This is a genomic window from Bradyrhizobium sp. LMG 9283, from assembly GCF_045571415.1.
Lineage (GTDB): Bacteria > Pseudomonadota > Alphaproteobacteria > Rhizobiales > Xanthobacteraceae > Bradyrhizobium.
The window spans coordinates 3,722,500-3,734,592 of record NZ_CP120691.1 but is presented as its reverse complement, the minus strand read 5'-3'; the positions used below and the strand labels follow the sequence as shown (position 1 = coordinate 3,734,592).

At 64.0% G+C, this 12,093-nt stretch carries 12 protein-coding genes; 5 read left to right on the top strand and 7 right to left on the bottom strand.

Annotation, left to right across the window (positions count from 1 at the left end; translation table 11 throughout):
• Positions 1 to 188 precede the first annotated feature (188 nt).
• Positions 189 to 611 (bottom strand): phosphoribosyl-AMP cyclohydrolase, encoded by a 423-nt coding sequence (hisI, locus tag P6U29_RS17415; RefSeq protein ID WP_407118707.1) that lies wholly within the window; start codon positions 609 to 611, stop codon positions 189 to 191.
• 83 nt (positions 612 to 694) lie between these two features.
• Positions 695 to 1,387, bottom strand: a complete 693-nt coding sequence (gene folE, locus P6U29_RS17410; protein ID WP_407118706.1) for a GTP cyclohydrolase I FolE — start codon at positions 1,385 to 1,387, stop codon at positions 695 to 697.
• A gap of 242 nt (positions 1,388 to 1,629) precedes the next feature.
• Here folE and P6U29_RS17405 point away from each other — a divergent pair, with 242 nt between their 5' ends.
• Entirely contained in the window at positions 1,630 to 2,085 is a 456-nt protein-coding gene (locus P6U29_RS17405; RefSeq protein ID WP_407118705.1) for an iron-sulfur cluster assembly scaffold protein, read from the top strand.
• Between the two features lie 44 nt (positions 2,086 to 2,129).
• On the opposite strand, the gene P6U29_RS17400 is transcribed toward P6U29_RS17405, so the two are convergent.
• Complete coding sequence (locus tag P6U29_RS17400) at positions 2,130 to 3,029, bottom strand: hypothetical protein (RefSeq protein ID WP_407118704.1); 900 nt, start codon at positions 3,027 to 3,029, stop codon at positions 2,130 to 2,132.
• A 248-nt stretch (positions 3,030 to 3,277) separates the two neighbouring features.
• Here P6U29_RS17400 and yidD point away from each other — a divergent pair, with 248 nt between their 5' ends.
• Both yidD and P6U29_RS17390 read left to right on the top strand, forming a co-directional pair.
• Complete coding sequence (gene yidD, locus P6U29_RS17395; RefSeq protein WP_407118703.1) at positions 3,278 to 3,616, top strand: membrane protein insertion efficiency factor YidD; 339 nt, start codon at positions 3,278 to 3,280, stop codon at positions 3,614 to 3,616.
• Between the two features lie 91 nt (positions 3,617 to 3,707).
• Positions 3,708 to 3,914, top strand: a complete 207-nt coding sequence (locus P6U29_RS17390; RefSeq protein WP_407118702.1) for a hypothetical protein — start codon at positions 3,708 to 3,710, stop codon at positions 3,912 to 3,914.
• On the opposite strand, the gene P6U29_RS17385 is transcribed toward P6U29_RS17390, so the two are convergent.
• Entirely contained in the window at positions 3,915 to 5,129 is a 1,215-nt protein-coding gene (locus P6U29_RS17385) for a hypothetical protein (RefSeq protein ID WP_407118701.1), read from the bottom strand.
• Between the two features lie 2 nt (positions 5,130 to 5,131).
• Entirely contained in the window at positions 5,132 to 6,499 is a 1,368-nt protein-coding gene (locus P6U29_RS17380) for an APC family permease (protein WP_407118700.1), read from the bottom strand.
• 329 nt (positions 6,500 to 6,828) lie between these two features.
• Here P6U29_RS17380 and P6U29_RS17375 point away from each other — a divergent pair, with 329 nt between their 5' ends.
• Positions 6,829 to 8,160, top strand: coding sequence for an alpha/beta hydrolase (locus P6U29_RS17375; protein ID WP_407118699.1), 1,332 nt, complete (start codon positions 6,829 to 6,831; stop codon positions 8,158 to 8,160).
• Between the two features lie 40 nt (positions 8,161 to 8,200).
• On the opposite strand, the gene P6U29_RS17370 is transcribed toward P6U29_RS17375, so the two are convergent.
• Positions 8,201 to 8,590 carry a hypothetical protein gene (locus P6U29_RS17370; protein WP_407118698.1) on the bottom strand — a complete coding sequence of 130 codons (390 nt, stop codon included), beginning with the start codon at positions 8,588 to 8,590 and terminating at the stop codon, positions 8,201 to 8,203.
• Between the two features lie 90 nt (positions 8,591 to 8,680).
• The gene (locus P6U29_RS17365) at positions 8,681 to 9,856 is read right to left on the bottom strand and encodes an MFS transporter (protein WP_407118697.1); all 1,176 of its coding nucleotides are present in this window, start codon (positions 9,854 to 9,856) and stop codon (positions 8,681 to 8,683) included.
• A gap of 186 nt (positions 9,857 to 10,042) precedes the next feature.
• Here P6U29_RS17365 and thrS point away from each other — a divergent pair, with 186 nt between their 5' ends.
• Positions 10,043 to 12,085 (top strand): threonine--tRNA ligase, encoded by a 2,043-nt coding sequence (thrS, locus tag P6U29_RS17360; RefSeq protein WP_407118696.1) that lies wholly within the window; start codon positions 10,043 to 10,045, stop codon positions 12,083 to 12,085.
• The last annotated feature ends 8 nt before the right edge of the window (positions 12,086 to 12,093 follow it).

The window sequence follows — 12,093 nt, the reverse complement described above, 5'->3', positions numbered from 1 at the left end:
CGGCGTTGAGCGACGCCGGCAATTCGGCGCCCGTCGTCTCACCGTGGGACAGGCATGGTTAATGCGGGGTTAATTGCCGCAAGTGGTCATTCCGGGGCGCGCGACAGCGCGAACCCGGAATCTCGAGATTCTCAGGTGCGCAATTGCGCACCATAGTCGGCTCTTCGAGCCGCCCCGGAATGACGACGTCATTTCTTGTACACCGCGTCCGGATCGAACAGCCGCTCGGCATCCACGAAGACCAGCCTAGCTTCTCCGCCCTCCGCCTCTATCTTGCGATAGAAGCATGACCGTCGGCCGGTGTGGCAGGCCGCGCCGATCTGCTCGACGCGGATCCAGACCGCATCCTGATCGCAATCGGTGCGCATCTCGATGACGCGCTGGGTCTGACCTGAGGTCTCACCTTTTCGCCATAAGGCATTGCGCGAGCGGCTGAAGTACCAGGCCTCGCCGGTCGCAATCGTCTTGCGCAACGCCTCCTCGTTCATGTGCGCGACCATGAGCACGTCGCCGGTGGCGACGTCGGTCGCGACGCAGGTCACGAGGCCGCTCGCGTCGAACTTGGGCAGGAAGGCGAGACCTTCCTCGATCTCATGGGAATGAGCGGACACGGGACCCTCGCTCGAGCATGATCCGGAAAAGTGTGAAGCGGTTTTCCGGAAAGATCATGCTCAAAAAATAAAGCCTCGCGAGGTCAGCGCGTCGGGCCTCGCACCAGGGACAGGAATCGGGCTTGCTCCGCCGGATTGTCGCGGAACATGCCGGTGAAGCGGCTGGTGAAGGTGGAGGCGCCATGCTTGGCGACGCCGCGCACCGACATGCAGGTATGCTCGGCCTCGATCAGCACTGCAACGCCGCGGGGCTTGAGGATCTCGTCGATGGCCGCGGCGATCTGCGCCGTCAGGTGCTCCTGGGTCTGGAGCCTACGGGCGAAGATGTCGGTCAGGCGGGCAAGCTTGGACAGGCCGACGACGCGTTCCACCGGTGTATAGGCGATATGCGCCTTGCCGTAGAACGGCATCATGTGATGCTCGCACTGCGAGGTGAATTCGATGTCGCGCACCAGCACGAAATCGTCATAGCCGGCGGTCTCGCCGAAGGTGCGGTCGAGCACCTCGGCCGGGCACTGGTGGTAGCCCTGATAGAGCTCGTCGAAGGCCTCTACGACGCGGCGCGGCGTGTCGAGCAGGCCCTCGCGCTGGGGGTTCTCGCCAATATAGGCGAGCAGCGTCTTCACCGCCGCTTCCGCCTCGGCGCGCGCGGGGCGCGGCTGGTCGGCGCGGACCGCAGCCGAGAGGAATTCGGCAGGATCAAGCTCGGCTGGGCGGCTCTCGGGCTGCCGGTCGGAGGGCTTGTTGGGGCGGATAGATTTGATTGCAGCGTCCATATCGACTCCGTTCGACGGCCCTAACGGCCGGAGTGTCACCGGCAGACGGGGCGGCCAAGCCGCCGGACGCCTGAAGAGAACAGTTTCGGCGAAAAAGGTCCCGAGTCATCATGCTGGCGGCACAGATCTGGATCACCGCCGCCTCATCGCTGGACTATTTTTCCGCCGGTTCCGCCCCTATATAGGACCGTGGACGCCGCCCGCCAAGGCCGAACAGGTGCGGAAGTGCTGGACTTCATCACATGCTGAACGACATCTACAATAAGCGCATCATCGAACTGGCCGGGAATATTCCGCGCCTCGGGCGGCTGTCGGATCCCGACGCCTCCGCGACCGCGCACTCGAAGCTATGCGGCTCGACTGTGAAGGTCGATCTCAAGATGAGCGGGGACACCGTCACCGACTTCGCCCATGACGTGAAGGCGTGCGCACTGGGCCAGGCCTCTTCATCCATCATGGCAAGTCACGTGGTCGGCTCGACTGCGAGCGAACTCCGTGAGTTACGCGAAACGGTTCGTAAGATGCTGAAGGAGAACGGCGCGCCTCCTGAAGGCAAATGGGAGGAGATCAAGTTCCTCGAGCCGGTGCGAGACTATAAGGCGCGCCATGCCTCGACGCTTCTCACCTTCGATGCCGTGGTTGATGCCATCGGCCAGATCGAGGCCAAGACCAAGCAGCCGGCCGCGGCGCAGGGCTGAGCCCGTCGATGTCATTCCGGGTTCGGAATGACAGTGCGGTGAGCTTACTTCTGCGCCGCCGTAGCCGGCGCTGCCGCGCTGCCGGTCGGCACCAAGGCTTCCGCCGTCTTGGTCGACTTGGCAGGCTGCCCCTGCTCCGGTTCCGCGGCGAACCTGGCCTGCGTCCTCGGTGCAAGCTCTGCCATTGCCGGCGCTGAGATGTCCACATGCGGGAGCACATCGGCCACGAGATCGGTCGTGACCAGATTGGTGAGCTTGAGCTCGCCGGCGTCGAGCTCATGCAGCTGTTCCCAGGGCGGGACGCTGAGCGCAAGCGACAGCAAGTCGCCTGCGCCGCCCATGTCGAATGTATATTTGGCGAGACGGCCGATGTCGCGCTCCACGATCATCAGATCCTGCGCGCTGTAGCTGGCGGCCTTGGCATCGTTGGCCCGGTCGCCCATCCAGATCTGATGGACGCGGACATGGGCGGCTTCCGGCACGTAGCGCTTCTTGCCGGCCAGCAGCAGGAACACGCACATGGATTCGCAATAGGCTTCCGGCGTGACCGCCGGGCGAGCCGACTTCCCGCCGCGGAGGCTGACGCCGACTGTGGTCAAAAGCCCGAGATTGCGGAAACGCCTACCGAGTGTGATCGCGTCATTGACGGAACCGCCGCTGGAGTCGAGCACCACCGTGGCGCCCCCAAGCTGACGGCCGCGCGAAAATTCTTCGAAGTCCTTAGGCGTGTCGGCGGTGATGATGCCGACTGCGCTGATCCAGCCGCGGCAGTTCGGCTCGCAGGCAACCCAGCTGAACTTCATCGGCAGCTTGCGCTCTTCGAGGGCAGCGCCGGCGCGGGCCGACGACCCGAATGTCGCGACGGCGCCAGCCAGCGCGACTCCACAAACGGCGGTTCCCACCAGCAACCAGCCGCGAAGATTAAGGGAGTTCAGAAGTCTCAATCTGGTTCCTTCCCCAAGCCCCAAAGGTCCCCAAACAATCACCGGTAGCGCCGTGTGAGTCCATCATACAGGCGTATGTTTCTTACACACGAACGTCACAAAAATGGTATCCGGGCGAATACAGATCGTCCACAGATACTTGCTGCACTGCTCCCAAAAAGCATGCAAAATATGGCGTACAAACAACAGCTTACGGTTCCCTGCGCCGGAACCATGCACACCTCGATCAACATCGCAGCAAAGCGCACATGAAGCAGTCAGCCTGCGAGCATTGTTCCAGTTCCGTCGACGGTGTGCTCCGGCTGCCGCGCAGGTTGGGCCGCGCGCTGATCTGGCTGTATCGTCATACGCTGTCGCCTCTGGTCGGCTACAACTGCCGGCATTTGCCGACTTGCTCGGTCTATGGAGATGAGGCGATCGAACGGTTCGGGCTCTGGGCCGGCGGCTGGATGACGCTCGCACGCCTGCTCCGCTGCAATCCGTTCGGCACATCCGGCATCGACAACGTGCCCCTCACCGCGCCGCAGGGCGCACGCTGGTATCTGCCGTGGCGCTACGGCCGCTGGCGTGGGGTCAATGCATCCTGACGTTTGCGCGGTGATTTGTGCATCGCTGCCCTGACCGGAACCGGAACTTTCTGCTCGCGTTGTTTTGATGCTCCCACGGGAGGAAACAATAATGCGCTGGAAAATCAGCCCTCATTTTCACTTCAAGCCTGGCCCGAATTTCAGTCATCGGGGACACGATCCCAGAACCATCGACCTGCTCGCCATCATCGCCCTGCTCGCGCTCGTCCTCGGCTCAGGTTGGTATCTGGCGAGGAGCCTTGCGACACAGCCAAGCACGACGACGTTCATCGTGCCGAGCCAGAGCGTGCATTGGTAGCTAGCGGAACCAGAAGAAACGTCCCTGTGACGGCGGGTCCGGCTCCGGCGGCCGCAGCCGCTTCGGGCGCGGCGGCCTTGGCGCCGGCTCGGCAGCCGAAGTGGACTCCGCCGCCGGCGCGGTCTCGCTGCCCGGCACCTTCACCGCCAGCAGCAAATTCGACTCGTGCATCCGCCAGCGATAGCCGACGCCGAAATCGATCGGCTGGGCGCGCGTGAACAATTCGGCGTAGCGCTCCTGGTAGCGGCCGGGGAATTCGTCGATGGGGCCCAGATAGCGGCCGAACGGGAAAAACCGCCATTGCCGCGCATTGTAATTCGCGAGCGGAATGCCGGAATCGTCCTGGATGATGGTGGCACTGTTGGCGAGCAACCAGTCTCGCACGACGGTGAAATTGCCGGAATGCAACAGATACGAGGCGCTCTTGAGCAGGCTGTTGCCTGGCCCCAGCGCCTCGCAGAATTTCAGGAATCCGGTGTTGCGCGCACCGGCATTGGAGAGGTCGGTCGAGAAATAATACAGCGTGCGCGCTTCGCCATCGCTGCCCGCAAAGGTGATGCGGACGCCGCGCGTCGCGTTCCGTCCCGGATTGTCGTCACCGACATGCATCCCGCCCTTGTCGTCGAGCGCGACCATCTCGACATTGCGGATGATCTTGCCGGAGCGCGCCAGGAAGACATAGAGGATCGGCAAGGTGCCGTTGACCTGGTTGGCGTGCAGGTCGACCTTCATCTGCTTGGTGATGAAGAAGGAGAAGCTCAGGATCGAGCCGAGCGAGCGCTCGACATTGTAGAGCGCGGCGCCGACCGAACCGCGCGGCAGCCGCGTCAGATCGGGCACGGCCCCTACCGGCTCCAGCGCGCCGAGCACGTAGGTGCTGGCCCTGGAATAGAAGGCATTGGCGTAGAGGAAATCCGGGCCGCTGAACATGTAGAACATGGTCGGCCGCGGCGCGGCTAGATTGACGTCAGCCCAACTGCGGATCTTCGAGAGCTGCCTCTGCTCGAGCTGAGCGAAGGCGCCGTCGAAGAATTTTGCGTGACGCTGCCAGGCCGGATCCTTGGTGAGCGGCACCAGCGGCGAGTCCGCCGAGGGCTGCATGCCCGCAAGGAAGCGCGCGGTGTCGTCGAACGTGACCTCTGCAGCATGCGTGGACCAGACGGACGCAGCCAGCAGGGCAAGGGCGACGGCCACAATTCTCAGGGGGCGGACCATGTCTATTCGGGATGTGGTGAAGCGACAGCGGCGACCGGCCGCCTGCGGAAGACAGCGTAAATCAACAGGCCCGAGAGCATGACGAGCATTCCCGACAGCGACTGCACTGGCCGCTCGGTCAAGAGGTAGTACATCATGAACGCGGTCACGAGCAGGAAAACGAGCGGCGTGAACGGGTATCCCCAGGTGCGATAGGGCCGCGGCAGATCGGGATCGGTGATGCGGAGCTTGATGACGCCGGCGACCGTGAAGAACGAGCAGAACAACAGCGCGAACTGGATGAAGTCGAGCACCGCCTCGAAGCTGCGCGTGAACAACAGCAGGGTCGCGACCGCAAGCTGAAACAGGATGGCATAGGCCGGCGCGCCGCTCACCGATCGCTTCGAGAACACGCGCAGGGCCGGAATGTCCTCCCCCATCGTCATCATCACGCGCGGCCCGATCCACATCATCGCGCTGATCGAGGAGATCAGGCCAACGCAAATCATGGCGCCGACGATCCGGCCGCCGAGGCTGCCGAAGATGGCGCTGCCGGCGACGCTGGCGACGTCGAGCTGGCCGGCGAGCGCACTCACCGGCGTGGAATAGAGGAATACCGCGTTGAGTGCGACGTACAGCACGAGCACGATCAGCGTGCCCGCGAGCAGCGCGCGCGGCAGGCTCTGCTGCGGCGTTTTCATCTCGCCGATGATGTAGGTCGCGGCATTCCAGCCCGAGAACGAATACATCACGAAGACGAGGCCAATCGCGAAGGGCGCGCTGACGATGTGGGCGAGGTCGCCCGGCTGCGGCGTGAAGGCGATCGGCTGCGGCACGCCGATGACAAAGCCGGCGACCAGGAAGGCGACGATCAGCACGACCTTGAGGATGGTCGAGATCAGCTGGAAGGTCGAGGAGTGCCTGACGCCGGTCAGCTGCACGATCGAGACCAGCCACACCACACCAATGGCGAGCGGGATCGGCGGCAGATCTGGCACGACCGATTTGGCGTATTCGCCGAACGCCATCGCGGCGAGCGCGACGGGCGCTGCAAAGCCGACCGTCGCTGACACCCAGCCGGCGAGAAAGCCGAAGGCCGGATGATAGGTGCGACCGAGCAAGTTGTACTCACCGCTCGAGCGCGGAAACATCGCGCCCAACTCGCTGTAGGCGAACGCTCCACACAGCGCGACGATGCCGCCGACCGTCCAGAGCAGCAAAATCGAGAAGCCGGACGGGATGTCCTTGACCTGGAAGCCGAGGCTGGTGAAGACGCCGACCCCGATCATGTCGGCCACAACGATGGCGGTTGCGACCGGAACGGAGACCCCCGCCCCGCTCCCGGTCAGCCGGCCAGTCCAGGCTGCGGTTCCCGCATCTGATGCCGTCATCGGGGTCCTTAATCTCAGGCGTCTCGCCTAGTTGGGGCCCGTCGTGCAGTTTGGCCCAGTCAATTCAAGCAGGGTTAACAAGAGTTAAATGAGGCAATGTTAGCAGGTACCAAGACACCGACTAAGCATGCTTTTGGACGATGACGCTGGATTTGTCCGCAATTTCCCAATCCCCTTCCCCACAATCAGGACACGATTGCATGGTCCTCTTGAGCGTTCCGGATGTGGGGAAGTTTCTCCGGACGCTTAACGTCGCCTAAACGCCAGTCGGCTCAATTGTCGTAAAATATGCCGACGGACTTGATGTCGTGGCTTGGGGTCATGGGTGGATGTTCGGGGCCGTTCCGACACTGAGAGCTGACTTTCGTGCCGATCGGACACCGTCCGGTCGGCACGGTCGTGCGCTCCGGGTCGGTTTGATCTCAGGCTTGGTGCCGTTGTCGCTGACGCTGGTTCAATGCGGCAAGGCGCCCGATCCGGCGGCGCTGGCGGCGAACTCGCAGGCGAATGTCCAGGTCGTCGCCAAAACCAATTCGCAAACCTCGCGAATGGCAAGCGGCGACACGTTCGAGGACCGCTTTCCGGCCCCGCAGTTCAAGGAGCGCTTTCCCTCGGCGAGTGAAAGCTTCCTGCACCGGCAGATGTCGGACGTCTCGCCTGAGCGCGCTGTCCAGCAACAACCGCCGGAGCAAGCGTCCTACAAGGTGGCGTCGCTCGAGCCGCAAGTCCCCTACAAGCGTCCCGGCCGCGAGGACCTGACGACGCTCGTCAGCATGAAGTCGTCGGCCTTCCCCTATTTCGGCAACAACCCCGCCTCCGACGCGCCCTTCCTCAACATCTCCAAGGGCGATCGCCGCGGCCATCGCAGCTATTCCGGTCGCGTCTACTGGCAGGACGAGACCTACAGCGACAGCCGCGTGCTGGTGCACGTGCCTGAGCATTTCGACGTGCGCAAGCCGGGCGTGATCGTGGTGTTCTTCCACGGCAATGGTGCGACGCTCGAGCGCGACGTACGCGACCGCCAGTTGGTGCCCAAGCAGATCACCGATTCCGGCGCCAATGCCGTGCTCCTTGCACCGCAAATGGCCGTCGATGCCGCCGATTCCAGCGCCGGCAAGTTCTGGCAACCGGGCGGCTTCAAGCGATTCATGGCGGAATCGGCCGACCATCTCGCCCGCCTCACCGGCGATCCCAACAGCGCGCGCGCTTTCGCCAATATGCCGATCGTGATCGTCGGCTACAGCGGTGGCTTCCTGCCGACCGCCTGGAGCCTGGAGGTCGGCGGCATCAGCGACCGCGTCCGCGGCGTGGTGCTGCTCGACGCGGTCTACGGCGAAATGGACAAGTTCGCCTCCTGGATCGAGAGCCACCGTTCCGGCTTTTTCGTCAGCTCCTACACCCACTACACGGCGCGGCGCGACCGCGAGCTGATGAGCATGCTCAGGCAGAAGGGCATCAGCGTCGCCGAGGACATGGACGGGCCGCTACAGCCCGGCAGCGTGGTGTTCGTGGAGACTGGCGAGGGCATCACTCATCGCGACTATGTGACCCGCGCCTGGACGCGGGATCCGCTCAAGGACGTGCTGGTGAAGATGTCGGCGACGCCGTCGCTCGCGCTCACGCGCGTTGCCGCCACCAATCCATCCACATCGAGCCACTAGGCCGATATTGAGCCTTGGCCTAGCGAAGATCAGTTGAATATTAGTTCTTGGGCAGCTTCGGAATGCTCTCGGCAAAGCCGTTGAAGCAGGCCAGCCGCTCGTCCTCTTCCTTGAAGAATCGGCAATCAGCGTAGCCCTTGGCCTTCGCCGGCTTCGGCTTCGGCGCCGGCGGGATCACGGCGTCGTAGCAGTTGAGGCGATCCTTGGTGCCGTCGTCGATCTCGAGGCAGGCCTGGAGCCGAACGGCGATCGACTGCGGCTTGCCCTTCGCTGCCGCGGCAGGTTTGGCCGCGGCCTCTTTGGTCCCCTCCTTAGTCCCCTTGGGCTTGACCTGCACCAGCGGCTTGTCCCCCACCATCGGTGGCTTGTCGGCTTGCGCGAACGCGGAGGCTGAATAAAGCACCGCGGCAACCGCCAGAATCATCCTCATCTCAGTCAACTCTCTTTGATCCCCGTGACTGGCCTTCTAGCGCTCCCGCGCGCCGTTTGCCAAGCGCCTTGCGTAGAGGAAACGCGGCGTTCAGGCGGTGGCGGCAGCCGCCGGCCGGGGCCGGGTCAGCACCACCAGGATCAGCGCCAGCACGACGAAGCCGACCGCGACAAAGCCGAGCGTGTGCAGGAGCTCGCGGGCAAACAGCAACCCGCCGACGGCAGAGCCCACGGCCTGGCCGATATAGAGGACCGAGGTATTGAGCGCGACGGTCGCCGAGGCCAGCGGCGGCGCGGCCGCGACCAGCCGCACCTGCTGCATCGAATTGGTCGAGGCGAAGCCAAGGCCCCAAATCGCGACCGCGCCCGCCATCAAGACGAGCGAGCCGGCGCCGAGCGCCCAGCCGGTCATCCCGGCAAGCAGCAAGGAGGTGAACAGCAACGAGGTGCGATAGGGCCCCGAGGTGTCGACGATACGGGTCGCGACGACAAGGCCAAGGAAGCCGCAGACGCCATAAAGCGCGAACACCATGCCGATCACATCGGGGCCGGCGCCGGTGAGCTTGTTGAGCAGCGGGCCCATATAGGTGAACACGACGAACTGTCCCGACATTTGCAGCATCGTGATCGCAAGCAGCAGCAGGATCGTCCTGCTCCGGCCGACGGCGGCCCATGTCTTCAGATCCACCGCTGCGCCCTTCAGGCCCGCTGGCAGACGTAGCAGCAACAGCAGGAAGCTGATGCAGCCGAACGCGCCGATCCCGCCATAGGCCGCGCGCCAGCCATAGCGACTGGCGATGAAGGTGATCAGCGGCAGGCCAACGGCGGCTGCCAACGACCAGCCGAGGAAAATGTACGCAATGGTGCTGCCGCGTCGCTCCGCCGGCACGATCAGCGCTGCCGTGCCGGCGGCCTGCGGCGTATAGAGCGCGCCGACCGCGAGCATCACGAGGCGAACGATCAGGAGGCTGGTGTAGTCGGGCGCGAAGGCCGAGGCGAGATTGCCGAGGGCAAGCACCGCCAGCGTCGTCGTGAGCAGCGTCCGCCGTTCGATGCGGCTGGTGAGCCAGGCCGTCAGCGGCGAGCCGATGCACAGCGTGACCGCGCCGAATGTGATCAGCAGCCCGGCCGCATGAATGCTGATGTCGAGCCCCGTCGCCAGTTCCGGCAGCATGCCCGCCGGCGCCAGCACCGAGCAGCCGGTGACGAGATTGCCGAGCATCAGGGCGGTTGGCGCGAAACGGCGGGCGGCGGGGGCATTTTCCATGCAAGCGCATGTAGCGGCGGCATGTGACGAGTTAAAGGGCACAACGCTAAATAGTTGGGGCTGCGCCCCCGGTTTTGCGCGCCACTTTCTTGGAAATGCCGGATTGCACAGGCCGAATCGCCTGATATATCGCTCGTTCCCGCTTACCTGCGCTCGTTCGCAGGAGTGAGCCTCAGGAGAAAAGCAATGACCGACCAGCCCAAATCCGAGTCAGGCTTCCAGTACAGCCTCTCCAATCTGAAGCCCGTGACGCCCACTCCCAAGATCACTCTCACCTTCCCCGACGGCGCCAAGCGCCAATTCGACAAGGGCATCACGGGCCTCGAGATCGCCAAGGGCATCTCGCCGTCGCTGGCCAAGCGCACGGTTGCGATGGCGCTCGACGGCGCGCTCGCCGATCTCGACGATCCCATCGAGGCCGATGCCAAGATCGAGCTGGTTGGCCGCGACGACCCGCGTGCGCTGGAATTGATCCGCCACGATTGCGCGCACGTGCTGGCGGAAGCCGTGCAGACGCTGTGGCCGGGCACCCAGGTCACGATCGGTCCGGTGATCGAGAACGGCTTCTATTACGACTTCTTCCGCAACGAGCCGTTCACGCCGGAAGACTTTGCCGCGATCGAGAAAAAGATGCGCGAGATTATCGCGCGCGACAAACCCTTCACCAAGGAAGTCTGGGACCGCGACAAGACCAAGCAGGTGTTCCGCGACAAGGGCGAGGCGTTCAAAGTCGAGCTGGTCGACGCCATTCCCGGCAACGAGCCGATCAAGATCTACTATCAGGGCGACTGGTTCGATCTCTGCCGCGGCCCGCACATGACCTCGACCGGCAAGGTCGGCAATGCCTTCAAGCTGATGAAGGTGGCCGGCGCCTATTGGCGCGGCGATTCCAACAACCCGATGCTGACCCGCATCTACGGCACGGCCTTCGCCAAGCAGGAGGACCTCGACGCTTATCTGAAGCAGATCGAGGAAGCCGAGAAGCGCGACCACCGCAAGCTCGGGCGCGAGCTCGACCTCTTCCACTTCCAGGAAGAAGGTCCGGGCGTGGTGTTCTGGCACCCCAAGGGCTGGACCATCTTCCAGCAGCTGATCGCCTATATGCGCCGGCGCCTGACCGGCGACTACAGCGAGGTCAATGCGCCGCAGATCCTCGACAAGGTGCTGTGGGAGACCTCGGGCCATTGGGGCTGGTATCGCGAGAACATGTTTGCGGCGCAGTCGGCCGGCGACGAGGCCGAGGACAAGCGCTGGTTCGCGCTGAAGCCGATGAACTGCCCGGGCCATGTGCAGATCTTCAAGCATGGCCTGAAGAGCTACCGCGACCTTCCCTTGCGCCTCGCCGAGTTCGGCGTGGTGCATCGCTATGAGCCCTCCGGCGCCATGCACGGCCTGATGCGCGTGCGCGGCTTCACCCAGGACGATGCGCACATCTTCTGCACCGAGGACCAGCTCGCCGAGGAGTGCCTGAAGATCAACGATCTCATCCTGTCGACCTACGCGGATTTCGGCTTCACCGGCGACCTCACGGTGAAGCTGTCCACCCGTCCCGACAAGCGCGTCGGCACCGACGCGATGTGGGATCACGCCGAACGCGTGATGGCGACGGTGCTGCGCGAGATCCAGTCGCAGAACAATCACATCAAGACCGAGATCAACCCGGGCGAAGGTGCGTTCTACGGGCCGAAGTTCGAATACGTTCTGCGCGACGCCATCGGCCGCGACTGGCAGTGCGGCACCACGCAGGTCGACTTCAACCTGCCGGAGCGGTTCGGCGCGTTCTACATCGACCATGATGGCGGCAAGAAATCGCCTGTCATGGTGCACCGTGCGATCTGCGGCTCGATGGAGCGCTACATCGGCATCCTGATCGAGCACTATGCCGGCAACTTCCCGCTCTGGCTCTCGCCGGTGCAGGCAGTGGTCACGACCATCACCTCGGAAGGCGACGAGTACGCCAAGGTGGTGCTGGAGCAGGCGCGCCGCGCCGGGCTTCGGGTCGAGATCGACCTGCGCAACGAAAAGATCAACTACAAGGTCCGCGAGCACTCGCTGGCCAAGATCCCGGCGCTGCTCGTGGTCGGCAAGAAGGAGGCCGAGACGCATTCGGTCTCGGTTCGCCGCCTCGGCAGCGACGGGCAGAAGGTGATGACGACCGCCGAGGCGATCGCCGCCCTGGTCGACGAGGCGACCCCGCCCGACGTCAAGCGGGCGCGGGGCATCGTCTGATCCCTGAA

Coding starts and splice junctions, on each gene's coding strand:
- P6U29_RS17390 (WP_407118702.1), top strand. CDS start 3,708: ATGCGCTGGAAAATCAGCCCTCATTTTCACTTCAAGCCTGGCCCGAAT.
- P6U29_RS17365 (WP_407118697.1), bottom strand. CDS start 9,856: ATGGAAAATGCCCCCGCCGCCCGCCGTTTCGCGCCAACCGCCCTGATG.
- folE (WP_407118706.1), bottom strand. CDS start 1,387: ATGGACGCTGCAATCAAATCTATCCGCCCCAACAAGCCCTCCGACCGG.
- P6U29_RS17370 (WP_407118698.1), bottom strand. CDS start 8,590: ATGAGGATGATTCTGGCGGTTGCCGCGGTGCTTTATTCAGCCTCCGCG.
- P6U29_RS17380 (WP_407118700.1), bottom strand. CDS start 6,499: ATGACGGCATCAGATGCGGGAACCGCAGCCTGGACTGGCCGGCTGACC.
- P6U29_RS17385 (WP_407118701.1), bottom strand. CDS start 5,129: ATGGTCCGCCCCCTGAGAATTGTGGCCGTCGCCCTTGCCCTGCTGGCT.
- thrS (WP_407118696.1), top strand. CDS start 10,043: ATGACCGACCAGCCCAAATCCGAGTCAGGCTTCCAGTACAGCCTCTCC.
- P6U29_RS17375 (WP_407118699.1), top strand. CDS start 6,829: ATGTTCGGGGCCGTTCCGACACTGAGAGCTGACTTTCGTGCCGATCGG.
- P6U29_RS17405 (WP_407118705.1), top strand. CDS start 1,630: ATGCTGAACGACATCTACAATAAGCGCATCATCGAACTGGCCGGGAAT.
- yidD (WP_407118703.1), top strand. CDS start 3,278: ATGAAGCAGTCAGCCTGCGAGCATTGTTCCAGTTCCGTCGACGGTGTG.